This window comes from Micromonospora sp. NPDC049101 (genome assembly GCF_040648675.1).
GTDB lineage: Bacteria > Actinomycetota > Actinomycetes > Mycobacteriales > Micromonosporaceae > Micromonospora.
The window spans coordinates 1-23,811 of sequence record NZ_JBEZED010000042.1 but is presented as its reverse complement, the minus strand read 5'-3'; the positions used below and the strand labels follow the sequence as shown (position 1 = coordinate 23,811).

20 protein-coding genes are annotated in these 23,811 nt (G+C 69.4%); 12 read left to right on the top strand and 8 right to left on the bottom strand.

Going from position 1 to position 23,811, the window contains the following annotated elements:
* Positions 1-98 precede the first annotated feature (98 nt).
* From AB0B57_RS34970 to AB0B57_RS34955, 4 genes are read right to left on the bottom strand one after another with little or no spacing between them, the layout of a single operon-like run.
* Positions 99-1,484: an NAD(P)/FAD-dependent oxidoreductase gene (locus AB0B57_RS34970; protein WP_357080100.1), complete on the bottom strand. Its 1,386-nt coding sequence runs from the start codon at positions 1,482-1,484 to the stop codon at positions 99-101.
* On the bottom strand, positions 1,481-3,232 hold the full coding sequence (locus AB0B57_RS34965) for a thiamine pyrophosphate-binding protein (RefSeq protein WP_357080097.1): 1,752 nt from the start codon (positions 3,230-3,232) through the stop codon (positions 1,481-1,483). Before AB0B57_RS34965 ends, AB0B57_RS34970 begins: the two co-directional genes overlap by 4 nt.
* Positions 3,229-4,254 carry a 3-oxoacyl-[acyl-carrier-protein] synthase III C-terminal domain-containing protein gene (locus AB0B57_RS34960; RefSeq protein ID WP_357080094.1) on the bottom strand — a complete coding sequence of 342 codons (1,026 nt, stop codon included), beginning with the start codon at positions 4,252-4,254 and terminating at the stop codon, positions 3,229-3,231. The genes AB0B57_RS34965 and AB0B57_RS34960 overlap by 4 nt, the downstream gene beginning before the upstream one ends.
* Positions 4,251-4,790, bottom strand: a complete 540-nt coding sequence (locus AB0B57_RS34955; protein ID WP_357080091.1) for an SRPBCC family protein — start codon at positions 4,788-4,790, stop codon at positions 4,251-4,253. The genes AB0B57_RS34960 and AB0B57_RS34955 overlap by 4 nt, the downstream gene beginning before the upstream one ends.
* A gap of 358 nt (positions 4,791-5,148) precedes the next feature.
* Here AB0B57_RS34955 and AB0B57_RS34950 point away from each other — a divergent pair, with 358 nt between their 5' ends.
* The 8 genes from AB0B57_RS34950 (at position 5,149) to AB0B57_RS34915 (ending at position 12,847) form a co-directional block, all read left to right on the top strand.
* The gene (locus tag AB0B57_RS34950) at positions 5,149-5,376 is read left to right on the top strand and encodes an acyl carrier protein (protein WP_357080088.1); all 228 of its coding nucleotides are present in this window, start codon (positions 5,149-5,151) and stop codon (positions 5,374-5,376) included.
* Entirely contained in the window at positions 5,373-6,242 is an 870-nt protein-coding gene (locus AB0B57_RS34945; protein ID WP_357080085.1) for a cyclopropane-fatty-acyl-phospholipid synthase family protein, read from the top strand. The genes AB0B57_RS34950 and AB0B57_RS34945 overlap by 4 nt, the downstream gene beginning before the upstream one ends.
* Positions 6,242-7,573, top strand: coding sequence for an FAD-binding oxidoreductase (locus AB0B57_RS34940; RefSeq protein WP_357080082.1), 1,332 nt, complete (start codon positions 6,242-6,244; stop codon positions 7,571-7,573). The genes AB0B57_RS34945 and AB0B57_RS34940 overlap by 1 nt, the downstream gene beginning before the upstream one ends.
* A complete protein-coding gene (locus tag AB0B57_RS34935) occupies positions 7,570-8,562 on the top strand; it encodes an SDR family oxidoreductase (RefSeq protein ID WP_357080079.1) in 993 nt (330 codons plus the stop codon). Before AB0B57_RS34940 ends, AB0B57_RS34935 begins: the two co-directional genes overlap by 4 nt.
* Before the next feature lie 11 nt (positions 8,563-8,573).
* Positions 8,574-9,509, top strand: coding sequence for an SDR family NAD(P)-dependent oxidoreductase (locus AB0B57_RS34930; RefSeq protein WP_357080076.1), 936 nt, complete (start codon positions 8,574-8,576; stop codon positions 9,507-9,509).
* A complete protein-coding gene (locus AB0B57_RS34925; RefSeq protein ID WP_357080073.1) occupies positions 9,506-10,504 on the top strand; it encodes an acyl-CoA desaturase in 999 nt (332 codons plus the stop codon). Before AB0B57_RS34930 ends, AB0B57_RS34925 begins: the two co-directional genes overlap by 4 nt.
* A gap of 13 nt (positions 10,505-10,517) precedes the next feature.
* Entirely contained in the window at positions 10,518-12,140 is a 1,623-nt protein-coding gene (locus AB0B57_RS34920) for an AMP-binding protein (RefSeq protein ID WP_357080070.1), read from the top strand.
* 62 nt (positions 12,141-12,202) lie between these two features.
* Entirely contained in the window at positions 12,203-12,847 is a 645-nt protein-coding gene (locus AB0B57_RS34915) for a hemerythrin domain-containing protein (RefSeq protein ID WP_357080067.1), read from the top strand.
* Positions 12,848-12,889: 42 nt separating this feature from the next.
* On the opposite strand, the gene AB0B57_RS34910 is transcribed toward AB0B57_RS34915, so the two are convergent.
* A complete protein-coding gene (locus AB0B57_RS34910) occupies positions 12,890-13,459 on the bottom strand; it encodes a TetR family transcriptional regulator (RefSeq protein WP_357080064.1) in 570 nt (189 codons plus the stop codon).
* A 236-nt stretch (positions 13,460-13,695) separates the two neighbouring features.
* Between AB0B57_RS34910 and AB0B57_RS34905 the strand changes: the two genes are divergently transcribed.
* Together AB0B57_RS34905 and AB0B57_RS34900 are read left to right on the top strand one after the other, a co-directional pair.
* Entirely contained in the window at positions 13,696-15,132 is a 1,437-nt protein-coding gene (locus tag AB0B57_RS34905) for an MFS transporter (protein ID WP_357080061.1), read from the top strand.
* A gap of 150 nt (positions 15,133-15,282) precedes the next feature.
* Positions 15,283-15,675 (top strand): hypothetical protein, encoded by a 393-nt coding sequence (locus AB0B57_RS34900; RefSeq protein WP_357080058.1) that lies wholly within the window; start codon positions 15,283-15,285, stop codon positions 15,673-15,675.
* Between the two features lie 45 nt (positions 15,676-15,720).
* Here the strand turns inward: AB0B57_RS34900 and AB0B57_RS34895 are convergent, their stop codons facing one another.
* Positions 15,721-16,782 carry an NAD(+)/NADH kinase gene (locus AB0B57_RS34895; protein ID WP_357080055.1) on the bottom strand — a complete coding sequence of 354 codons (1,062 nt, stop codon included), beginning with the start codon at positions 16,780-16,782 and terminating at the stop codon, positions 15,721-15,723.
* Between the two features lie 217 nt (positions 16,783-16,999).
* On the opposite strand from AB0B57_RS34895, the gene AB0B57_RS34890 reads away from it, so the two are divergent.
* Positions 17,000-20,047: a tetratricopeptide repeat protein gene (locus AB0B57_RS34890; protein WP_357080052.1), complete on the top strand. Its 3,048-nt coding sequence runs from the start codon at positions 17,000-17,002 to the stop codon at positions 20,045-20,047.
* Between the two features lie 20 nt (positions 20,048-20,067).
* Here the strand turns inward: AB0B57_RS34890 and AB0B57_RS34885 are convergent, their stop codons facing one another.
* Complete coding sequence (locus tag AB0B57_RS34885; RefSeq protein WP_357080049.1) at positions 20,068-21,270, bottom strand: low temperature requirement protein A; 1,203 nt, start codon at positions 21,268-21,270, stop codon at positions 20,068-20,070.
* Between the two features lie 351 nt (positions 21,271-21,621).
* Here AB0B57_RS34885 and AB0B57_RS34880 point away from each other — a divergent pair, with 351 nt between their 5' ends.
* Positions 21,622-22,632 carry a mechanosensitive ion channel domain-containing protein gene (locus tag AB0B57_RS34880; protein WP_357080046.1) on the top strand — a complete coding sequence of 337 codons (1,011 nt, stop codon included), beginning with the start codon at positions 21,622-21,624 and terminating at the stop codon, positions 22,630-22,632.
* A gap of 91 nt (positions 22,633-22,723) precedes the next feature.
* On the opposite strand, the gene AB0B57_RS34875 is transcribed toward AB0B57_RS34880, so the two are convergent.
* Positions 22,724-23,497: a hypothetical protein gene (locus AB0B57_RS34875; RefSeq protein WP_357080043.1), complete on the bottom strand. Its 774-nt coding sequence runs from the start codon at positions 23,495-23,497 to the stop codon at positions 22,724-22,726.
* Between the last annotated feature and the right edge of the window lie 314 nt (positions 23,498-23,811).

Sequence of the window (23,811 nt, the reverse complement as noted above, 5' to 3'; positions counted from 1 at the left end):
GATGGAACGTGAAACGATCAATCCACCCTGAATGGTGGCACGGTAACGACTTCCCGCAGTGATACCAAGCCGAAAGCGCGGATATGGCAGGCTCGGCCTCAGAGCGGAACCCTCGACCATCGGCCCGCGCGAGCGGCCGCTCTCTCGGCCCGACCGCCTTGCCAGGCACGTTGCCACACTCGACGCGCCATCGCCGCCATCGTTATCAGGGAAACGGCGATATCCGCGCCACAGCGGCGCAACAGGCGGTCCTGCCGCTCGGCCCGCGCCACGCAATCCATATACGGCACGGCAGAGTGAGCGATCATCGTGTATATGGGCACAATCCGGCCACCTGACCGCCTATACAGCCAATGCAGCAGATACTTGCGGGCCGCCACCCGGTGCTGCGGACCGGACTCGCGCATCTCCGCGAAGTTGTCGAGGGACAGCTTCGCCAGAATCGCGCTCTGCGGCTCCCTGCGTCGCTGGTACGTGGCGAACGCGGTCGCCCGGTCGGGGGTTTCCGCGACGCACCGGCTGAGCTCCAGGCAATCCTCGAACCCGGCGTTCATTCCCTGCCCGAAGAACGGCACGACACTGTGGCAGGCATCGCCCACCAGCACCACCGTGTCGCCGTGGTACCACTGCGACGTGAGCATGGTCGGAAACGCGGAGACCGGGCTTCTGGATACCTGTTCCTCCAGGTCGGGAATGAGCCTGGAGACGTCACCGAAGGTCTCGTCGAAGCAGCGACGGATCCGTTCCGGCGTGTCCAGCGCGTCGAAGCCGTCCGCTCCGCCGGCCGGCAACACGCACACACCGTTGAACGTGCCGTCCACGTTGGGCAGGGCGAACATCATCCGGTCCCCGCGGGGCCACGCGTGCAGCACGGTCGGGTCGAGTTCCCCCTTGATGACGATCTCCTTGTACCGCCAGGGCACGTAGTGCATCTGGAGGTCGGCGAACGCGCCGTGCTGGACGTACCGGCGGACCGTCGAATGGGTGCCGTCGGCGCCGACAACGAGATCACCGGTGAAGCGCCGACGCCGGCCGGTGGCCGTCTCCAAACCGACCACTGCGGGCGCCGTCCGGTCCACCTCCAGGCATTTCACCCCGAAATGAAACCGTACGCCGTGGCAGTTCTCCGCCGCGTCGACGAGCAGGGAGGACAACCCGGCACGGGACACCGCGTAGAGCACCTGCTCTCCGTTGTGCCCGTACGGCAGCAGGTTGACCGCGCCACTCGCCAGGTGTACGGCACGAGCGCGCAACGGTTGCCCAAGTTTGGTGATCACCTCCTGCTCAAGCCCCACTTCGCGCAGCGCGCGCAGGCCACGTTCCGACAGGGTCAGGTTGACCGACCGCAGCGTCCGCTCGCCGCCGAGCCGCAGGTCGGGCCGGCCCTCGATGATGTCCACCTCGTAGCCACGACGCGCCAGGAGCATGCCGAGCAGCGGACCGGTGAGGCCCGCACCGACGATCACCACTCGGCCGGCTGTCATGATCGGTCTCCCGGACGCACCCGCCGCCCGGTCAGCGCATGGGTGGGTGCGTCCGCGGCCACGAACGGCATCATGGGCGGAATCTCGTCGCGAAGTAGCCGCAGCTCCAGCACCCCGGGCCGATCGTCGTGGCCCGCGTGGTAATCCGCCAGCAGTGCGCGCAGCTCGGGCAGCGCCCCGGCGGAACCTACCCAGAGATCGTCAGGCCGCCCCAGTCCTCGCGCCACCGAGACGACGTCCACCGGGTGGTAGAGAGAGCCTTCGATCCGGCCACCGAACATCTGCCGTTGCCGGGACGCGCACATGGCGTGTCCCGCGTTGTTGAAGACGACGTACAGGATCGGCAGGCCCAACTCGACCGCCGTGTGGATCTCCAGGCCGTTCATGAGGAAGGCGCCGTCACCGAGCATGACCACGGTGCGCCCGGAGGGGGCTCCCAGTTGCATGCCGATCGCGGCGGGCACCGTGTACCCCATCCCGCCCATGCCGAAGGCCGTGAACGCCCGCCCTCCCGGCGGGAGCGTGATCAGGTGGGCGGCTGCCGCCCCGCAGTTGCCCGCGTCGGTGAGCACCCGGTCACCCGGCCGCAGGTACTCGCCCAGCAGGTCGATCGCCTCGCTGGCCAGCAGGGAGTCCTCCGCCGGCACGACGCTCTCCACCTCCAGCTCCGGCGTGTAGTGGCGCAGCTCGTACTCGAATGGTGGGGCTTGAAAGGGCTCAGCGGTGAGCAGGTCGCCGAGGGCCCGGAACATCCGACCGGCATCGGCCTCGAGAACCAGGTCCGCCGAGGCGGACCGGCGGGCGACCGACCCGTCGTGAGCGATCACGACCACGCGGTCGGGCTTCAGGTCGAGGATCGGGCCCCGGGTCAGGAAACCCAGGTCGGAGCCGGCCGCCACCACGAGATCGGCCTGTTCGAGCAGATACCGGTGCACCGACGGGTGGCCGGCGACGCCGACGACGCCGAGGTACAGCGGATCGTCCTCGTCGACGTCGCCGCGGTTGGACATCGAGGTCGCCACCGGAATGCGGGCCCGGCGAGCGAAGGCGACCACCGCGTCCCCGTCCGGCGACGAGCGCAGTTCCGGGCCGAGGAGCAGCACCGGCGCGACGGCCCGGCTCAAGGCGTCGAAGACCTCCCGCAACGGCTCCGGGGGCACCTCCTGGCGCGCGGCGAACTCCGACAACCCGGCCGGCCAGTCCGCCGGTGCCGGGCCGGCCGGCGCCGCGAACACGTCCCGCGGCACCAGGAGCGCCGCCGGGCCGGGCCGGCCGGACAGGGCCGCCGTCAGCGCCGCCCGCAACTGCACCCAGCAGTCGTCGCTGCCGGTGATCCGGCCCGTGTATTTGGTGATCGACCGCAGCAGGCCGTGCGCGTCGACCGTGCCGGGCCGGCCGGTGGACTCCTGGAAGGCGCCGAGCCCGTCGGAGACGGCGGGCGACTGACCCACCAGGGCGAGCACCGGGATCCCGTCGTTGTGCGCCTCGGCCAGCCCGACAGCCAGATTCATCATGCCGCCACCGGACGTGCAACAGCACACACCAAGCGTGCCGTAGGCCCGGGCGATGCCGTCGGCCATGAACGCCGCGCCGTCCTCCCGCTTGGCCAGAAACGAGCTGATCCGGCCGGCACCCCGCTGGTGCAGTGCGTCGAACACGTGCTCGATGTTGGCCCCGCCGACCCCGAACACGTGCCGTACGCCCAGGTCGTCGAGGGCATCGATGAGCGCGCCGGCGATCGTCCTCATGCCGCGGCCCTCCACCGCAGGGCCGCGGCTGCCGCCAGGTCTCCGGCATGGGCGAAGCCCGCCACGACGACCAGCGCGCCGGCCGGGATCGTGTCCTCCTCGATCGCGTGGGACAACGTGATCGGCGCTCCGGCACCGAACAGGTTGCCGTACCGGTCGAAGGTGTCCAGGTGCCGGCCCGGTGGCAGTTGCAGCGCCTCGGACCAGTTGCGGAGGAACATCCGGTTCGGCTGGTTGGTGACGAGGACGTCGATCTCGCTGGTCTTGGCGCCGATCCGCTGGCAGACCGTTTCGACGACCTCGGGGACGAGGCGGTTGCCCCGCGAAATGATCTTCGCAACGCTGGCCTCGGTGAACTTCACGTTCAGTTCGGCCTCGCCCGGCTCCCAGTACAGGCTGCCGTCCTCGCGCTCGATCTGCATGTCCGGCGCCGCCTCCGGCCGGTTCACCACCTCGACATCGAGGACCGGCGACTCGGCAGAGGCGGTCACGTAGGCCACCGCGGCGCCGTCGCCGGGGATGGCCGACGGCGGATTGCGCAGGTTGTTCGGCTGGGTGAAGACCAGTCCGGCAGAGTTCTGCACGTTGCAGAGCAGGGCCGAGCGCGCCGGCGTCGTTTCGATGAGCATCTTGGCGAGCCGCAGCATCACGACGAACGAGGCGCAGCCCGCGTTGTGGATGTCCAGGACCCAACTGGGGCTCGCACCGAGCCGGTGTGCCACCGTCGCACCGGCACCGGCGTGCGGCATGTCCGGCAACAGCACGTTGGTGAGGACGATGTCCACGTCCCGGCGGGCCTGCCCGCCCAACCTGGCGAAGAGCGTGTCCGCAGCCCGTTCGATCATGTCCGCGGCGGTGGTGTCCCGATCGACGAGATGTCGCGACTTCGGCGGCACGAACATGGGATTTTCCCAGTTCAGCCTGCTGTCCGCAGCGATTCGCTCGGCGAAGTACTCCGTGCCGACCGGCTCGCCGGGGAGATACCGGGCGATGTCGACGATACTGACCGGCGTGGTGGTCACTGGGCGACCTGCCGTGCCCCGCTCCCGTGCCGCCGCTCCAGAATCGCCTTGAGATTGGCCAGCTCCACCGCGTGGCCGGCGTAGAAGAGACCCCACATGTCACCGACCCAGGTCCGGTTGGGGCTCGGCGAGAGTTCGGGGTACGGGTTCTTGTCGTAGTTGGGGTGGTGGCAGTTCGTCCACACCAGGACCGTTCCCGGCCGGTTGAGAACGACATTCGCGTCGATGAGCCTGATCAGATAGACCATCCAGAGGTCTTTGCCCTGGTCCCAGGCGCAGTGGTAGTCGAGCGTGCGGGCCTGCGGGTCAGCCTGGACTCGCATGTAGATCTTCGTGTCGTCGACCAGGGTGTCCACTCCCACGAACAACCCGGCCTCGTCCGTCTCGTCGAACCCCCGGGTGCTGTACGTCCACTCGTTGAGGTTCTGGATGTCGGCCAGGTAGTCGTAGACCTCGTCGATCGGCGCGTCGATGTAGTCCTGGAGCGTGCAGAACTGGCCGTAGATCTGCTCATGCGAATAGACCGCACGCGTCATGTCGGCGGCCAGGGCGAATCCCTCGTCCCGGGTCGTCGTCTCGCACCGGATAAGGCCCGGGATCTCCGCTAATTCAATTTTCTGATATGCCATTACAAACCCCTCACCTGAGCCCGACGCTCGCTGAACGGCTCACGTAACCACAGGGCGGCGAGATCAGGCAACGGCTTACGGTGGCTAAACAAGGGAATGGCGACAAGCGCGTAATTAGCGGCTGGGCACTCCCGCAACCGCAGCTATACGGCCTTGCCCGCGCCCGGCCCTCCGTGTCAGGCTCTGACCACAGGATCGACTGAGTTAATTCAGTTAGAAACCAAAATTTGGGGAGACCACTGTGTCGGTTACGGTTCAGGATGTCGTGGATCTGATCAACGCGAAGCTCGGCAGCCACGCCGACCACGGCCTCGACGCTAATTCCTCACTTCGCGACATCGGCCTTTCAAGTCTGCAGACGGCGGACATCGTATTCACCATCGAGGACCGCCTGGGAATCGAGTTCGACGCCGGCCGGGCAGCCGACATCGTTACCATCGGCGACCTCGTCGAACTGGCGAACAGCACCGCCCTGACCGAAACCCAGTCATGACGACGGCGTACCTCGGAGCAACCGCCAAGGCCATCACCCACCACTACGACGTCTCCAACGAGTTCTTCGGGCTGTGGCTGGACGAAAGCCGCACCTACACCTGCGCCCTGTGGGAACCCGGCGACACCCTTGAGCGCGCCCAGCAGCGCAAGCTGGACTACCTGCTGAACGGCGCCAGGGCCAGCATCGCGGAGCGGCTGCTGGACGTGGGCTGCGGCTGGGGCAGTGCGCTACGCCGGGCGGGGTACGGATACGGCGTGCGGCAGCCGATCGGCCTGACGTTGAGTCCCTCCCAGGCCGAGTGGGTACGCGACCAGGCGCAGCCGCCGGGCCTCGATGTCCGCGTCGAGAACTGGATCGATCACCGTCCGGACGCGCCGTACGACGCCATTGTGTCCATCGGCGCGTTCGAGCACTTCGCGCGGTTCGACCTGCCCCGGGTCGAGCGGATGCGCGCCTACCGTTCGTTCTTCGAGTTCTGCCGCGAGTCGATGCGCCAGCCCGGCAATCGGCTGGCCCTGCAGACCAACGTCAAGGGCAACAACAACCGGATGGACCGGCAGACGGTCCGGGACATGATGTTCATCATCGAGACGATCTTCCCGGAGTCGGTCCTGCCGACCATGACGGAACTCGTGGAGGCCAGCGAGAACCTGTTCGAGGTGGTCTCCGTGCGCAACGATCCGGATCACTACGTGTCGACCCTTCAGGAATGGCTGCGCCGGCTGAAGCGCAACCGTAGCGAGGCGATCGCGATCGTCGGGCCCGAGGTGGTGGCGGACTACGAGCGCTACCTGAGCGCGGCCGCCGAACAGTTCCAGCGCCGGCACCTGGGCCTGGCCCGAGTGATCTACGAGGCGGTGTGATGGCCACGCGGACTTCGACGCCGCGCCGCAGCCCGATCTTCTGGCAGGACGGCACCACGGACGCCCCCGCCGCGCCGCTGGCGGGCACGACGACCGCGGATGTGTGCATCGTCGGCGGCGGCTTCACCGGGTTGTGGACGGCCTACCTCCTCAAACAGGAGGCTCCGGCACTGAACGTCTGCGTGGTCGAACGCGACCTGGTGGGCGGTGCCGCATCGGGCACGGCCGACGGCTTCGTCACGCCGACGATCGGCAAGGACCTCGAACAGATCGTCCGCCTGCACGGCACGGAGCGGGCCGCCGCGGCCTGCGACGCCATCGGCCGGTCGATCCTCGACATCGGGCGGTTCCTGCGCCGCCACAGCGTCAACGCCGACTACGAGGCCAACAACTACCTCATGGTGGCCGTGAACCGGGCCCAGGTCGACCGGCTCAAGCAGGGCCAGGCCCTGGCCGCGCGGATCGGCCCCCGGTTCGAGATGACAGTGCTCGACGCCGCGGCGGCGCGGGAACACATCGGGTCGCCGGCGATCCAGGCCGCCGTGCTCACCGGAGGCGCGATCGTCAACCCGTTCAAACTGGCCCGTGGTCTGTACGCGACGGTACGCGCCATGGGCGTCGCCGTGTACGAACAGACGCCGGCCGACGCGGTCGAGCCCGCAGCCGGCGGCTGGCGGGTCCGCACACCGCACGGCCGGGTCGACGCCCCGAAGGTCGTGCTCGCCACCAGCGCGGCACAGCACCGGCTCCCCGGGTACGGCCGTCAGGTCCTCCCGGTGTGGAGCTACGCCATGGTCAGCGAGCCGTTGACCGACGAGCAACGGGCCAGGGTGCACTGGCCTCGGCGCGAAGGCCTGGTGGAGGCCCGGACCTTCCTCAACTGTGGTCGGTTCACCGCCGACAACCGCGTCATGTGGGCCGGTGGCCCGGCCCGGTACCACCTCCGCCGCGACATGGGTGCTCAGCGGGCAAGCGACGCAGCGGTCTTCGCCGATCTGCGGGCGTCCTTCGCGCGCTACTTCCCGATGTGGTCCGACGTGCGGTTCAGCCACACGTACGGCGGCTGTGTCGACATCACCCGGGACCTCGTCCCGCACTTCGGCAGCCGCCAGCCGGGCCTCTACCACGGCTACGGCTACTGCGGTAACGGCATCGCCGCCAGTCACCTCGGCGGCAAGGTGCTGCGCGACCTCGTACTGGAGAAGGACTCCGACTTCACCAACCTGTTCTTCGTCAACGGCCGGGAGCCTCGCTTCCCGCCGGAGCCGCTCGCCTTCGTCGGGGTACGGGCGATGAGCCGGCTGATCGAGTGGAGGGAAGCGAACAGATGACCGCGCGAGCCATCCTGCTCACGGGAGCCGCCGGGGTGGTCGGGCAGGCCCTGCTGGCCGAACTGACCGGTCAACCGGTGATCTGCCTGCTGCGGCGCGGCAGGCTGCCCGCCGCCGGGCCGGAGGTGGTGACCGGTGACATCTCCCGTCCGAGCTTCGGCCTCCCACCGGAGGTGTACGAGTCCCTGACGCGCCGCGTGGGCACCGTCATCCACTCCGCCGCGCTCACCGAGTGGGGACGGCCGGCCGAGGACTACGAGGGCGTCAACATCGCCGGCACCAGGCACGTCATCGACTTCGCGCGGGCCGCCGGGGCCTCCGTCCACTACATCAGTACGGCGTTCGTCGCCGCGCTGGCCGGCGAGTCGCCCGTGCGGCTGCGCCCCGACAACGTGACCACGAACTACGTACTGTCGAAGCGGGCATCCGAGCTGCTGCTCGCGGAGTCCGGTGTACCGCACAGCGTGTACCGGCCGACCAATCTGATCGGCCACTCGACGACCGGCTGGACCAGCAAGCCACAGATCGTCCAACTGGTCGCCGACTGGGTGGGCCGGGGTCGCGCCGATGTCTTCCCGGCGCACCCGGGCAACCTCATCGACGTCGTCGCACAGGATCTGTGCGCCAAGGCGGTGGCCGAGGCGATCCGCCGGGATGACGTGGGGCGCCAGTTCTGGCTGACCTACGGCAAGGCGGCGATGACCGTCGACGAGGCCGTCGATCTCCTCATCGAGCACGCCCGGTCGACGGGCCGCCGGATCCGGATCCCCCGCATCGTTCATCCCGCCGACCTCGACGACGCGGAACTGAACGCGCTGCCGCCGTCCTCACGGCGGTTCGTGCAGGTCCTCGGCGATGTCAGCGAGGTGACCGCGGCCAGCGGCGGCATCCTGCCGAGCTCCATGAGCGAGCTCGTCGAGGAGTACGGACTGCCCGAGATCGGCGACAAGGACGCGTTCCGGCGCAGCCTGCTGGCCGCGGCCAACTGACGGAGGAGAATGTGCAGGACGTTTGGCAAGCACCCGATCTGCGGTCCGTGGTGGCCGTGGTCACCGGCGCCAGCCGCGGGGTGGGCAAGGGCGTGGCCATCGCGCTGGGATCGGCCGGTGCGACCGTGTACGTGACCGGACGCAGCACCAAGGGCAAACCGACCACCGAGGACCTTCCCGGCACGGTCGACGACACCGCCGCCGCCGTGTCCCAGGCCGGCGGAACCGGTATCGCGGTGCGCTGTGACCACACCGACGAGGGCGAGATCGCCGCACTGTTCGATCGGGTCGAGGACGGGCACGGGCGGGTCGACCTGCTGGTCAACAACGCCTGGGCCGGGTACGAACGGTCCACCGACGCGAAGTTCGACGCCCCGTTCTGGAAGCAACCGGCCTGGCGGTACGACCTGTTCGCGGCTTCGCTGCGCGGCCAGTACGTCACCAGTCAGCACGCCGCCCGGCTGATGGTCGCCGCGAAACGCGGCCTGATCGTGTCGATGAGCTACCAGGACGGCGACACCTACCTCGGCCAGGTCGCCTACGACACGTGCAAGTTCGCGGCCACCCGGCAGACCTTCGGGATGGCCCGGGAACTGGCCCGGCACGGGGTGGCAGCGGTCAGCCTGCTGCCCGGCTTCGTGCGTACCGAACGCGTGGAGGCCGCCTGGTCGGCGCTGGGCGAGGGGCCCGCCGCGGTGATGCACACGCCGCAGTACGTCGGCCGCGCCGTCGCCGCCCTGATGGCCGATCCGGACCTGGTCCGCCACTCCGGCAGCACCCTCGCGGTCGGTGACCTGGCGGCGGAGTACGGCTTCACGGACGTCGACGGCCGGCAGCCTCCGGCGTTCCGGTTGGAAGGGCTGATGTCCCTGGCCACCCGCATGGATCGACTCAACCGGGTGGTCGCCGCCGCGGACGCCCGAACCAGAAAGGAAGACGCCGCATGAACGGCAGAGAACACCGTTGGTTCATCCTGGCCGCGTCGGTCATCCCGCTGTTCGGCATCGCCGCCGCGATGGCGCTGCTGTGGAACCGCATGTTCGGCTTGTCGGACGTGGCCGCCCTCGCCACCATGTACGTCCTCTGTGGGCTCGGTATCTCGATGGGCTATCACCGGCTCTTCGCGCACCGCGCCTTCGAGACGACCAAGGTGATCCGGTACTCGCTGGCCACGGTCGGCTCGATGGCCGGGCAGGGACCGCCCCTGATCTGGGTGTCGCACCACCGGCACCACCACCGGGTGGCCGACCGGCCCGGTGACCCGCACAGTCCGCATCTCGATTTCGAGCCCGGCTTCCGCGGCATGATGGCCGGCCTCTGGCACGCGCATCTGGGCTGGCTGTTCAACGAGAACCTGGAATCCAGTCCGATGCGGTACTGCCCCGACCTGGTGCGGGAGAAGCCGATGCGGTGGATCAGCGAGCACTTCGTCGGCATCGTGCTGGCCGGCATCGTGCTGCCGGGAATCATCGGCGCGGCCATCGGGCAGAGCGTGACGGCGTTCCTCACCGGCATGCTGTGGGGCGGGCTCGTCCGGATCTTCCTGGTCAATCACATCACGTACGCCGTGAACTCCGTCGGTCACTACTTCGGCAAGCGGGCGTACCCGACAGAGGACGAGTCGCGCAACGTGGCCTGGCTCGCCCTGCCCTCGTTCGGCGAGGCCTGGCACAACAACCACCACGCCTTCCCCCGCTCCGCCCGGCACGGTCTGCTCTGGTGGCAGATCGACGTGACCGCGTCAGTCGTCTGGGCCCTGGAGCGGGTGCACCTCGTGACGAAGGTGATCCGGATCGACCCGGAACGAATGGCGATCAAGGCGGCCGGTGGCAGCCTCGTCGCGGCCGCCGCGGACCGCGGGGTGTCGTTCCCGGTCGCCCCGGACATCCCGCTCGCCAATCGTGACCGGACGCACGTCATGGCCGTCACGGACGTGGAGTGACAGTGGTGTCATCGTGCTGATCTGGGACATGCTGACCAGCGGTCGGCCCCGCCGTTCACTGCGCACCTGGGTGGACGGGCAGTGGGCCGAGCTGCCCTGGGCCGAGGTCATCGACCGTGCGTACCGGGCCGCGACCCACCTGCGCGAGCAGGGTGTACGCCCGGGCAGCCGGGTTGCCTGCGTACTCACCAACACGGCGGATGCCGTCGCCGGACTGCTCGCCGTGTGGCTGGCCGGGGGAGTGGTCGCCTCGCTGCCGCTGCCGAGCCGCGGGATGAGCGGGGAGGAGTACGCCGGGCTGGTGAACCGGATCATCGACGAGCTGGACGCCGAACTGTTGCTGCTCGACGACGACGTGCGCGCGAAACTGGGTGACAAACCACCGGACGCGGTCACCACGCGGTCCTGGGCCTCGCTCGCGGGCCCCGGCGAGCGCATCGACCCGGCGCTGCCCGCCGGCAACGAGATCTGTTTCATCCAGTTCTCCTCGGGAAGCACCGGACGGCCGAAGGGTTGCGCGCTGACGGCCGACGCGGTGTCACGCCAGCTTTCCATGATCCACTCGATGCTGGGGGCGGAGCATCGCACGGAACGGGTGGCGTCCTGGCTTCCGCTCTCCCACGACATGGGCATCTTCGGCTGCCTGCTGTACACCTTCGGCTTCGACAGCGACATCTGGCTCTCCTCGCCGGAACGGCTGTTCTCGTCACCCCGGAGCTGGTTCCGCGACCTCGCCGAGCACGGCATCACGATGACCGCGGGCACGAGCACCGGGCTGCATCTGGCGACCAGGGCACAGGGCAGGCATCCGCTGTCGAGGCAACTGGCGCTGCGGGTGTGCGTACTCGGTGCCGAACGCGTTGACCACGCGGTGCTGGCCGCCGCGGTGGCGACCTTCGGATCGTCCGGGCTGCGGATGGAACACTTCATGCCGGCATACGGCCTCGCCGAGGCGACGTTGGCGGTCACCGCTTGCGACCACCGCGAGAAGCCGCGGACGATTGTCCTGGACGCGGTCGAGCTGGCCGACGGGCGGATCGTCGAGACGTCCGCGGAGCACGAGCACGCCACAGTCGTGGTGTCCGTGGGCCGGCCGTGTACGGGGGTGACTGTGGAAACGGCGGAGCCTGGCCGGCTCGCGGAGATCATCGTCAGGTCACCGAGTCTGGCCGAGGGCTACCACAACGATCCGGAGCGGACCGCGAGAGTGTTCACCGGCGGTCGCCTCCGTACCGGAGATCTCGGGTTCCTCGCCGACGGCGAGCTGTACATGGTGGGCCGGACCGACGACATGCTCTCCGTCGGCGGTCGCAAGGTGTACGCCAGGGAGTTGGAGGCCACGGTGGAGAGTCTCGGCACGGTGCGGGAGGGTTGCTCCGTGGTGCTGGACGAGCCGGGTGTCAGCCCGGGCCTGGTCCTGCTGGCGGAGCTGAAGCGCACGTCGAGCGACGCGAGACTGGTGGCCGCGGAGGCCGCGGCCGCCATTCGGGTCAAGTGCGGGATCGCCCTGACTCGTTGCCTCTTCGTCAACAGGAACGGACTGCCCCGGACGCCGAGCGGGAAGATCCAGCGGTTCCAGACCCGGTGGCTGCTGGAGCAGCAACGCCTGCCGGTCACCGCCACGGTGGACTTCTAGGGCCCCCGAGCAGCTCACCAGCGCAGTTAGAATTTCCCAAACCAATCGAAGGAGGCAGACCATTGGGCACGACAACCGAACCGGTGGCAAACGGCTACCTCGTGATGGTCGTCGTCCACCGGGCGATGGCGCGCGACCTGCAACAGATCAGCGACGCCGCGCGGGAGTTGTCGCAGAGACCGGACGATCGGCGGACGGCGGCCCTCATCCAGTACGCGGACCGGGTCTTCCAACTCATCGATCACCATCACGAGGGCGAGGACGACGTCCTGTGGCCGATGCTGCGCGACCGCGGAGCCCCGGCCGAGGCACTGGAGCTGATGACCTCCGAGCACCACGAGCTGGCCGAACTGCTCCATCAGCTACAGAAGACCATCGGCTCGGCGGGTGACGACCCGGCGGTGCTCGCCGAGATCGCCGACAAGACGGCGACGTTGCGGCAGTTGTTGGTGGTGCACACCGCCGACGAGGAGCGTGAGCTCAACGGCCGGCTGAAGCCCGCTCTGGGCAAGAAGGAATGGGACGTCTTCGAGCGCCAGATGGTCAAGTCGGCGCCGAAGTGGACGCTGAGGTTCATGCCGCCGTGGATGGCATCGGCCGCCACGACTCCGGTGGAGCGCAAGGCGCTGCCCGCCGCGCCGGTCGCCTGGCTGATGCGCGGCTGGCTCCAGCGGCAGCGAGAGGCGGCGTTTGGCGCCTCGGCGTGAGCCGGCACCGAGTCACCTCCCCTCGGCCACTCACCTGTTCGATCAGTGAGTGGCCGAGGCATCTCCGGTCACCGCCCGCAGGAGGCGGGTCAGGAATGTGGCCAGTTCACCGCCGTCCATACCGCTCGGATTGATCAGCAGGCCCAGCAGGACACCGTCGAACGCGGACATGAAGAACCTGGCCGCGCCGACGGGATCGACGGCTCCCATCTGAGCCATCATCGGCTCCAGGAGCTGAATGAAGTTTCCACGCCAGTGCGCCACGGCAGCTCCGGCATGCTCCGGCCGCCGGGCGGTGTAGAGGAAGATCTCGTACCGCGCCAGGGAGAGGGCCCTGCTGCGGCCCACGAACTCCTCGACCAGGCCGGCCAGGAGGCGGCCGACCTCCTGCTCCGTGGCCGCCTCGCGGAGCAGCTCCAGGATGGGGGACTGCGCCAGCGCGGCCTGATCGCGCTCGGCGAGATGTTGCAGGACGGCGGCGATGAGCCCGTCCTGATGCTTGAAGTAGTAGATCGTCGAGCCGTGCGAGGCCGAGGCTGCCTCTTCGATCGCGCGGAAGGTCAGCGCACGGAGGCCGTCACGCGCGATGATCTCGATCGCCGCGTCGAGCATGCGGGTGCGAGTCGATGACACAAGTCCGGCTCCATTCATCCAGTGCGGATCAAGGTACACCGCCGGAACACCACAAACGTGGCACGAGTGCCCGGATGGGTTGACGGCTCATACCGTGCGTCCTAATCTCTTCTCCAGTTGGAGTAATACTCCACTTGGAGAAGAGCGGGGAGAGTGCGCTCAGCACGGGACACGTCAGCCAAGGAAGGCCCTCCATGTCGGTGACAAAGCCCAGGGTGTCAGCCACCCGCACCCTGCGCCCCGGACTGGTGCTCGGCATCACCTGCACCGCGCAGTTCCTGGTGATCGTCGACGAGACGGTGGTCAACGTCGCGTTGCCGTCGATCAGCGGCGACCTCCACTTCGCCAACCCGTCCGCGTTGGCCTGGGTTGTCGGCGCCTACATGGTGCTGTTCGGTGGCTTTCTCATGCTCGGCGGACGCGGGGCGGACCTCTTCGGTCGCCGCAACGTGTTCGTCGCCGGGCTGCTGCTGTTCGTCGGCTCGTCTCTCGGCGCGGGTCTGGCGGACACCTCGACCCAGCTCATCGTCGCCCGCGCCGCCCAGGGTCTGGGTGCGGCACTGATGAGTCCCGCGGCACTCAGCCTTCTGGTCGCCACCATGACGGACCCGGCCAGACGCCGCCAGGCACTCGGATTGTGGGGCGGCCTGTCCGGCATCGCCGGGGTCTCCGGCGTCGTCCTCGGCGGCCTGCTCACCGAGTCGGTGAGCTGGCGGTGGGTCTTCTGGGTCAACGTGCCGATCGGCATCGTCCTGGCCGCCGCCACCCTGACCCAGCTCCCCAGGGATCCCGGCCTCCGCGGATCCGGTACGAGCGGCACGAAACTCGACTGGCTCGGCGGCGTTCTCATCAGCGGCGGTCTGGTCCTGCTGCTGTACACGGTCATCAACACCGAACATCGCTCCTGGGGCGACTCGCTGACCATCGGCGGGCTCGTCGGAGCGGCCCTCCTTCTGCTCGCATTCGTTCTCCACGAGCGTCGCACCGCCGATCCCCTGCTCCGGCTCGGCATCTTCCGGCACCGCGCCGTGTCGGTCGCCAACGGGCTGATGCTGCTCGCCGCGGCCGGGCTGTACGGGATGTTCTTCTTCACGACCCTGTACCTGCAACTGGTCCTGGGCTGGGAGCCCTTGCAGGCCGGCCTGGCCTTCATCCCGATCGGCGTCAGCATCGCCGTGCTCAGCGGCGTGGCCATCCAGCTGATGCCCCGGATCGGCGCCCGTGCGCTCCTGGTACTGGGCCTGACCGCCGCCGCCGGAGGGCAACTTCTGCTGCTGCGGACGACCACGGAGGGCAGCTACGTCGGCCAGATGCTGCCTGCCCTGGTGCTGTCCGGTTGCGGATTCGGGCTGTCCCTGGTGCCGGTGATCAATGCCGCCGTCAGCGGACTGCGCCGTGACGAGACCGGCGCCGGATCGGGCTTGATCAACGTCTCCCAGCAGGCCGGAGGCGCGATCGGAGTGGCGGTCCTGGCCGCCGTCGCCACCAACCAGTTCGAAAAGAGTCTCGCCGGTTCCACACCACCGGCCGCGATGCTCGACGGCTTCCACACCGCCTTCACCGTCGGTGCCTGCCTCACCCTGGCCGCCGCCCTGCTCGCGTTCGCCCTGCCCGCGCTGCGCAAGGAGGTTGATCTGGAAGCGATGGTGTGACGGACCCACGGTCCGACCGTGGCCACCCCGCCACCCATCTCCTCCGGCTGACCCGCCACCCTGAACGAGCGCGCCGCCAGAACCCCCGTTTCTGGCGGCGCGCTCCCGTGCGGCCACCTCGACCATCGCGAGCGCGCCGGCCAGGGCCGGATGATGATTGGTGACCGACCCCGCGAACACAACCGCCCCATCTGCGTCCAGCAGGGCGTGGCTCAGTGCCCGCCCCGGCAGATGATGTGGACGGTTCCGGGCGGCGGCTCGGTCACCACCCGGTTTGCGCTCGACGATGCCGAGGACACCCGGGTGACCGGGTCGTTCGAGGTGCGGGGCGGCTGCTCGCCGGTGGTCGAATGGACGATCACCGCACAGGGTCGGACGATCGCCGGTGCCAGAACGCGGGTCCGGCTGGTGGACGAGCAGTTCCTCGGCGAGGCCCGGCTGCTGCCGGGCGACCGGGCCGTGACCCTCGCCGCGCGGCGCACCGATCGCGGCTCCTGCGAGGCCGTACTCGTGTGGAACGCCGCGGGTACGACGACTGACTAGTGACCCTGCGGGGCAGCCCCCGACGCGGGGCTGGAGGCGTGCGGCTCAGGCCGGATCGGACTCCGCTGCCGGCAGGTGCAGGTGTTGTAGGTCCTCCGGTACCGGTAGGTCCGGCCGGTAGACCAGCAGCGGGGGCTGGCTGTCGGTGTCGGCGCGGGCCGCGGGAGCATCGGCCAGCGAGAACTGGTCGCGGAGCCGGCCGAAGAAGTCGTCGACGTCGGCGACGATGAGCTTCGCGCGGCGTCGGGCAGGGTAGACGGCGACCCAGTCGCCGGGGTCGAGGATTCCGTGTACGCGCCCGTCGACGACGACGGCGACCTGACCCGATCGCGGAAGCACCTGGACACCCACGGGTTCGTCCGGAGCGGTGACCATGCTGCGGTTGAACGCCATGTGCGGGGCGACCGGGGTGAAGACGAGGGCGTTGAGGCGCGGCGACAGGACCGGTCCGCCGGCGGCGAACGAGTACGCGGTGGAGCCCGTCGGCGAGGCCACCAGGACGCCGTCGGCGGAGTAGGTGGCGAACAGCCGCCCGGACAGGTACACCGCCACGCTCGTCTGCCGGTCCCGGCCAAGCTTCTCGAACACGACGTCGTTGAGGGCGCTGAGGCCCAGCGGGACACCCCAACCCACCTGGTCGGACGTGCCCGGTCGGGGGATGGGCTGGGCGGGTGCGGGACCGCGGCCGTAGCGCAGCAGGGTTCGCAGCTCCGGCGGGACCTGCAGCGGGCGCGACGCCCGCAGGGTGAGGAGCATGCGTTGCTGGATGGGTGCGCGGCCGGTCAGGGCGGCGCCGAGCACCCTCGGCAGGTCCGTCGCGGCGAACGGGGTGAGGAAGCCGACCCGGCCGGCCTTCACGCCGAGAACGGGTGCGTCGGCCTCGACGGCAACGGCCAGTCCGCGCAGGAGGGTTCCGTCGCCGCCGATGGTCACGACGAGCTGCGGTCGCCGCGTCATCTCGGCCAGCACGTCGGCCGGGCTCTGCTCGTCCTGCCAGACGTCCAGGGTCTGTGCCACGGCACCGTGCTCGGCGCAGATCCGCGACACCAGCTCCGCCGTCTCAGCGGCCTGCGGCCTGGTCGGGTGTACGACGACGCCAACGAGCATCCGACTACCCACGTCCTCTCGGCTGTCGACGTCACCTGACGTGACCACTGCGGAAATACTCTACGGACAACAGGCATGGGCACCTCACCACTGGCGCAGTTGGGTCCCGCCGGCGGCGCGGGCGACCGCGTTCGGCGAGCGGAGGGACCGCGGACGCTACAGTCCACAGCAGCTGCGCGTGAGGCGGTCGCGTGGCCCAGAAGAGGAGCCGGGTGGCATGGGTGCGAGACGATCGCGCGACCGCCGGATCATCCTCGCCGTCGCCGGACTCGCGCTGCTGACGGCGACGCCCGCGTCCCTGGTCGCGGCGAACGTCACAAATCTGTGGATCGTCGCGGGGGTGACGGCGATCGCCGCCGTCGCTGCCGCGCTGGGAGCGATCTGGCAGGGGCGGGCGCAGCGGTACGGGCAGCGCCGCGACGACCAACAGTTGGGCGTCGTCGACGGTTGCCTGGTGCTGCGGGGCCGGCTGCCCCGGGTCCGGGATGTTGGCAGGCCGACCTGGCTGGGCGTCAACCCGGCGGTGGCGGCAGCCGACACGTCGGCACCGGAACGTCTGCCGCCGTACGTGCCCAGGGACATCGACGCCGAACTGCGCCGGCAGCTGACCGGAAGCGTGTTCGTGCTGCTGGTCGGTGACTCGCTCGCCGGCAAGTCGCGTGCGGCGTACGAGGCGATACGGGATCTGCTGCCCAACCACGTCCTGGTGGCGCCCAGCACACGCGACGCGATCCCACACGCCGTCGTCGCCGCGGCGGGGAAACGCCGGAGTGTGCTGTGGCTCGACGACATCGAGCAGTTCCTCGGCCCAGGTGGGTTGACCCGAGCCGGTGTCGCCACCGTCCTCGGTGCGGGGCGCGGACACCGGGTCATCATCGCGACGCTGCGGGCGGTGGAGGCCGAGCGGTTGGATCCTGATCGAGTCGCCGCCGACGACGGACAGCGGCAGGCCCACAAGGAAGCGCGTTCCGCGCTCGCGCAGGCGCACCGGATTCGGGTGGAACGACAGTTCACCAGAGCCGAACGGACCCGCGCCCGAGGCATGGCCGGTGACCGGCGCATCGGTGACGCGCTCGCCGTGGCCGACGACTACGGCGTCGCCGAGTATCTCGGCGCCGGACCGGATCTGCTCAGCGCGTGGGAGAACGCGTGGAGCCCGAACCAGGACCCCCACGTACCCAGTCACCCGCGCGGCGCCGCGCTCGTCGCCGCCGCGGTCGACGTGCGGTGCGCCGGCTATCCGTCGCCGATCCCACGGGCGGTGCTGGAGCTGCTGCACCACCGCTACCTCGACGACCGTGGCGGTGAGCGCCTGCGGCCGGAGACGGTGGCCGAGGCGTGGAACTGGGCTACCCAGGCCCGCCGGGTCACCACCGCCCTGCTGCAACCGGCCGCCGACGAACGGATCAAGGTCTTCGACTACCTCGTCGACGCCGTCCAGCGCGGCCGCCCGCCCGACCAGCACGTCCCGGAGCCGGTGATCCGGGAAGTCCTGTCGATCAGCTCGGCCACCGAAGCCGACAGCATCGCCGCGGTCGCGCAGCAGCAGGGCCGCCCACACCTGGCCAGGCTCGCCTGGCTTGTCGCGTACGAGCAGCGCGTCGAGCAGCTCGGCCGAACCCACGCCGACACCATCGCGGCGCATGGCAGGCTCGCCAGCGCGGTACGGGATCTCGGGCACCGAGCCGAGGCGGAGGCCCTGTACCGCGCGGCCCTCGCGGACAGCACCGAGACGCTCGGCGTCACCCACCCCCAGACCCTGCTCCTGCGCGGCAACCTCTCCATCCTTCTCGTCGATGCCGGTGAGTACCGCAAAGCGGAGGGCGAGCTGCGCGACGTCCTCACCGTCTGCCTCGAAACCCTCGGTCCGGCACACCCGCACACCCTCCAGCTCAGAGCCAGCCTCGCGCTGGTCCTGCTGGCGACGCACCGCGCCGGCGATGCCGCAGCCGAGCTGACCGAGGTGGTGTCGGTCCGGACCCGCTTGAACGGACCCGACCACCCGGACACGCTGTCCGCCCGGCACCACCTGGCCGGCGCCCACGCCACGCTCGGCCACCAGGCGCAGGCCGAGACCGGCTACCGCGAGGTCCTGACCGCCCGCGCACGGGTTCTCGGCCCGAACCACCCGGCCACTCTCGGCACCCGCGAGGCACTCGGACTCCTCCTGGAGCCGGTGCCGTCGTTCAACGTCGTCCTGCTCGGCACCCAGGGCGCGGGAAAGTCGGTACTGCTGGCGTCGATGTTCACCCACCTTCGCCGCGACGCCGCGATCGACGGTGTGCGGGTACGCGGCGACATGGCCACCACCATCCAGCTCACGTCGCTGTATCAGGACGTGGTCGACCGGGACGGCTGGCCGCCAGGCACCGCCATCGCGGACCGGAAAGTCTTCTCGTTCGGGGTCCTCGCCCGTCACGAGCACGCCGAGAAGCCGATGCTCACCATCAACTTCCTCGACTACGCGGGCAGCCTGCTCGAATCGCGGGAGCCAGGAGACCCGGCCGTCGCCGAGCTGGCCACGGCGGTCGCCAGCGCCGACGCCCTGTTCGGAGTGCTCGACGGCCTGCGCCTGCGGCGCTGCCTACGCGGCGAACCGGTCGGCGAGCTGTACCTCGACAGCATCGTCGATCCTCTCCTGTCAGTCATGGCGTCGGCGAAGGTGCCAGCTCACCTGCTCATCACCAAGTGGGACGTGTTTGGTGGCACGGAGGGCAGCAGTGACCGTGAGGTTCTTCGGCGGATCCGTGACCTACTGATGCGGCGCCCGCACTTCCAGGACGTCGTGCGCGGCCAGCCGGTGCGGCTGATCCCGGTCAGTGCCGTCGGCCGCGGGTTCACCACCGTCGACGACGACGGCATGGTCCACAAACGCGCCGGTGGGCAGCCGGCACCGTTCAACGTCGAGATCCCGTTCTGCACGGTGGTACCGGACCTGTTCGACCGGATCGGCCGCAACCTGGAGAGCGCGCTTCGGGAGGCGACGGATCGAGGGCCCAGGTGGGACTGGCGGATGGCCAGCAGACTGCGGCAGGGCATCCTGGCGTACGTCGTCGCTCGCGCCGCACTTCGCAGGCGCGACAGCCGGTGGGACGATCTGGGCCCGATGCTCGACGACGAACTCGCCGCCACCGACGGCTCCCGGGCCCGACAGGCGCTGCTGCACCGGCTGCGATCCGTCATCGCCGCGTTCGAAGCCCAGTTCCCCGAGGCGATGGTCACCCGAAGCGGCAGCGACGATCCGACCAGGACCGAACGGCGGTGACGCCGCGGCCGGCTGCTTGCTCACGGGCGACGGGTCTGCGGGGGACGGCGGTGGGTTTCGAAGGTGTCGGCCATGTCGACGAGGGTGAGCACCACCGCGGTCGTGACCAGGACCGCCAGGCCCGGCAGTAGGCCCCCGAGGGGGACTGCCGCGACCAGCACCAGCGCCCCGGCCAATCGGCGGACGGACAGCCGCGCGAAGGCCTCGCGCTCGGCCCAACTCTGGGCGAGGAGGAACAGCGCCGCTCCACCGAGCATGATGACCGCCAGAGGCATCCCGCCCCGAGTGGTGGGGTGGGCGATGACCAGCTCGAATCCGACCGCGGTGGTCAGCACACTGGCGACTGTCACCAGGTGGGTGTAGGTCGCCGACTCGCCGAGTCGTCCCGGGGACGGCGCGACGCGGATCGCCTCGGGCAGCATGCGGCCGGCGCGGTGGAAGTAGATCCGCCAGAGCAGCACGGTGACGGCGAACGCGATCACGAAGGCGGCGACCTCGGCGATGGTGGTGAGTTGGTTGGCGCTGGAGGTCAGGCCGATAATCAGGATCGACTCGCCGAGGGCGATCAGGAACACCTGCTGGTAGCGCTCGACCAGGTGGACTCCGTTGAACTCCCACTGGTTCACCCGGGAGGCGCCGAGCCGGGGTATCGGCCAGCCGGTGACGAACCCGACGAACTCGATGCCCAGCGCGATCGCCCAGACCGTAGGGCGGACCTGCTCGCCCATCGCGGCGCCGACGAGCCAGGGCACTGCGGCGACCGCTGTCCAGATCGTGATCCGGGTGGTCACCTTCCGCCGTGGATGGCCTCGTAACGCCAGGGTGAGCAGCAGTGGCCGGCCGAGTTGGATGGTCACGTAGGTGCCCGCGAAGGCCACGGCCCGGCTGCTGAACGCGTGCGGCATGGTGATGGCCAGCATCAGCACGCCGAGCATGACGAAGATCACCAACGCTTGGACGAATGCCTGCTCCGGGTCGTAGAGGCTGGTGACCCAGGCCGCCAACATCCAGACCAACCAGAGTGCCAGGAAGAAGAACAGCGACTCGACGCCGCCCGCCACCACGTTGCGTTCCGGTTCGCTGGCGGTGACCTCGTTGATCAGTCGTTGGGAGACCCGAGTGAGGGCGAAGACGAAGGCCAGATCGAAGAACAGCTCGAGGAACGCCGCCCGGGATGAGGCGCGTGGGTCCCGCAGCAGCCCTGCTCCCCACACGTTCGGCATTCAGGACACCCCTCCGGCACTAACGATCACCCGGACTTCGGGGTTGCTGGCGAAGGCCGTGGGGCCGGCGGCAGCGTGGCCGAGCCCCGGGGCAACCGACGCTGGCGCTGCCGTTGCCCGAGTCGGCTTCCGGGGGACCCCAGGATGCGTCGTAGCCGCCCGTTCAGCAGGCGCTGTCCGTCGGCCGACAGGGCGGCGACCGCCGTCCGTTCAGCATTGGCTCTCAGGTGTGGTCGTCGGTTGTTCGCCGATGTTGGCCGCCTTCCACTGGACTGGGTGGCACCCTGGGCACGTGGAAGTGGGCAGGGAGTCGGGGGACGCTGGCATCGGGGTTACGGTGAACGGCCCCTGATGCGTACCCCGTTGGTCGTGGTAGCCGCGCTGGCGGCGGCGGTGGTCGTGGACCTGCTCTCTGGCGTGCTGGTCCGCCGCGTGGCCCATGGCCGCTACCAGTGGCTGCTGGAGCCGTTGCGGCATGCCTGCCGCCGCCCAGCGGCGACGGTCCTGCTGGTCGGGGCGCTGTACTACGCGCTGCCGTTGGGCCCGGCCGGGTGGCAGCGTCCACTGCGGCACGCTGTCCTGGTGTCGCTGGTGGTGGCCGGGGCATGGCTAGTGATCAGGGGACTGCACGTCGCCGAGGCGGTAGCGTTCAGTCGACTGCCGGGTGACGCGGTGGCGAGCCGGCGGGTCCGGCGGGCTCGGACGCAGATTCGTCCCGTGCGGCGGCTCACCGTCGCCGTGGTGACGATCGTCGCGATCGGCCTGATTCTGATCAGCTTTCGGCCGGTACGACTCTTCGGCGTCTCCGTGTTGACGTCGGCGGGAGTGGTCGGCGCGCTGATCGGCCTGTCGGCCCGTACGGCGCTCGGCAACGCGTTCGCCGGTGTCCAGGTCGCTTTCGCCGACGGTCTGCACGTTGGTGACGTGCTGGTGGTCGACGGCGAATGGGGCCGGGTCGAGGAGGTGAAGCTGACCAACGTGGTGATCCGGCTCTGGGACGAGCGGATGCTCATCCTGCCGACCACGTACTTCACCGAGCGGCCGTTCCAGAACTGGACCCGGAACGAGTCCAGAGTTGTCGGCAAGGTCCAGATTCATGTCGACCACACCGCTGACCTGGACGACCTGCGCCGCGAGGCGCGCCGGCTGGTCGAGTCCTCACCGCTGTGGGATCGCCACCAGTGGGTGCTCCAGATGGTCGATTCCACCCCGCAGACGGTGGTCGTCCAGGTGCAGGCCTCGGCCGCCGACGGTGCCAGCGCCTGGGACCTGCGTTGCGACCTGCGCGAGGGACTGGTCTGCTACCTGCGCGACAATCATCCGCAGTGGTTGCCCCGCACTCGCGGTCAGTATCAGCCCTGACCGGGCGGGTCCGACGGGCTGGGCCAGTCGAGACCTCGCGCAGCACGCGGTGGCGTGACGTGGCCTGCCACGCCATCACGGTGGACGTCGATCAGCCCTGCGGCTGTTGCCCCTGCGGTCCTGCCAGCCACGTCGTGACCTGCTTCACTGGCTGGCTGCTGTTGACGATCTTCTTCATCCGTTGCCACGCGGCTTGGGCCGGAGACCCGTTCAGCACGCCGCCGAGGCCCCCCACACCGCCGCCGGCAGCCGTCCCGCTGTTCTGAGCCAGTTGCTGGGTGGCCTGCCCGAGTTGTTGACCGACCTGCTGGGTGGCCTGCTGCAGCGTCTGCGACAGGGGACCGTCGGGCCCCAGCGCCTCCTGCGCCGTCTGCCCGACCCGGTTCACGGCCGTGTCCACCGTCTTTACCACCGACTCGATGATCTGCGGGTTGCGCTCGATTGTGCGGAGGGCACTGTCGAGAATGCCCCGGAGCTCATCGAGTCGAACCTCGAGCATCGCCTCGGCCTCGACGCCCTTGACGTCGATCTTCACCGTGCCGAGATGTGCCTGTACCCCCACGTCCAACTGGAGGAGGCTGCCCAGCCGGGCTCGCAGAGAAACAGAGGCGTCCAGATTGTCGACCTCTACGTAGATCTCATCGATCTTGACCTGCGGAATCTGGAGGACGACGTCCGGGTCCGACATCGTCTTGCTGCTGTGCCCGCCAGCCGGCTGGGGAAGGCCGTCCTTCCCGCTCTTCGGGACGACAGGGCGTTCGCCGGGTTCGGCGCCTTCCTCGGCGTCGCGCTGCCGATCAACCCGCTCACGCGGTTGCGCGGGCGACTCCCGTGCGCGCGTGTCCCGGCTCTCCGGTTCGGTCATCCCGCGCTCCTCGGGCCTCGCCCAACGTCCGGACCGGATGGAGTCCACCGTCAATATGAGGGCTCCGATGCTCGGCTCGCGTGCCAGCAGGGATTGATGTCCTTCGCACTGGGCGAGGGTGTGGCCTAGGTGCCGATCCGGCGGGGCTGGAGTTGTCCGGACCCTGGCCCGGTCAACTGCCAGAACTCCTGCGGCAACTGGTCAACAAAATCCCCGTACTCCTAATGAGTTCTGGGGAGCGGGCTATCCGGCAAGCTCCTGGTGGGTAGGTAGCCGCTGGCGGATGAGCACTTATGCCTCCTGGGCGTTGAGCC

Excerpts from the sequence above, each read along its gene's own strand:
- AB0B57_RS34965 (WP_357080097.1), bottom strand. The coding sequence starts at position 3,232 with ATGAGGACGATCGCCGGCGCGCTCATCGATGCCCTCGACGACCTGGGC.
- AB0B57_RS34955 (WP_357080091.1), bottom strand. The coding sequence starts at position 4,790 with ATGACGCGTGCGGTCTATTCGCATGAGCAGATCTACGGCCAGTTCTGC.
- AB0B57_RS34895 (WP_357080055.1), bottom strand. The coding sequence starts at position 16,782 with ATGCTCGTTGGCGTCGTCGTACACCCGACCAGGCCGCAGGCCGCTGAG.
- AB0B57_RS34970 (WP_357080100.1), bottom strand. The coding sequence starts at position 1,484 with ATGACAGCCGGCCGAGTGGTGATCGTCGGTGCGGGCCTCACCGGTCCG.
- AB0B57_RS34925 (WP_357080073.1), top strand. The coding sequence starts at position 9,506 with ATGAACGGCAGAGAACACCGTTGGTTCATCCTGGCCGCGTCGGTCATC.
- AB0B57_RS34935 (WP_357080079.1), top strand. The coding sequence starts at position 7,570 with ATGACCGCGCGAGCCATCCTGCTCACGGGAGCCGCCGGGGTGGTCGGG.
- AB0B57_RS34875 (WP_357080043.1), bottom strand. The coding sequence starts at position 23,497 with ATGACCGAACCGGAGAGCCGGGACACGCGCGCACGGGAGTCGCCCGCG.
- AB0B57_RS34940 (WP_357080082.1), top strand. The coding sequence starts at position 6,242 with ATGGCCACGCGGACTTCGACGCCGCGCCGCAGCCCGATCTTCTGGCAG.
- AB0B57_RS34890 (WP_357080052.1), top strand. The coding sequence starts at position 17,000 with ATGGGTGCGAGACGATCGCGCGACCGCCGGATCATCCTCGCCGTCGCC.
- AB0B57_RS34880 (WP_357080046.1), top strand. The coding sequence starts at position 21,622 with ATGCGTACCCCGTTGGTCGTGGTAGCCGCGCTGGCGGCGGCGGTGGTC.
- AB0B57_RS34885 (WP_357080049.1), bottom strand. The coding sequence starts at position 21,270 with ATGCCGAACGTGTGGGGAGCAGGGCTGCTGCGGGACCCACGCGCCTCA.
- AB0B57_RS34945 (WP_357080085.1), top strand. The coding sequence starts at position 5,373 with ATGACGACGGCGTACCTCGGAGCAACCGCCAAGGCCATCACCCACCAC.
- AB0B57_RS34910 (WP_357080064.1), bottom strand. The coding sequence starts at position 13,459 with ATGCTCGACGCGGCGATCGAGATCATCGCGCGTGACGGCCTCCGTGCG.
- AB0B57_RS34900 (WP_357080058.1), top strand. The coding sequence starts at position 15,283 with ATGATGATTGGTGACCGACCCCGCGAACACAACCGCCCCATCTGCGTC.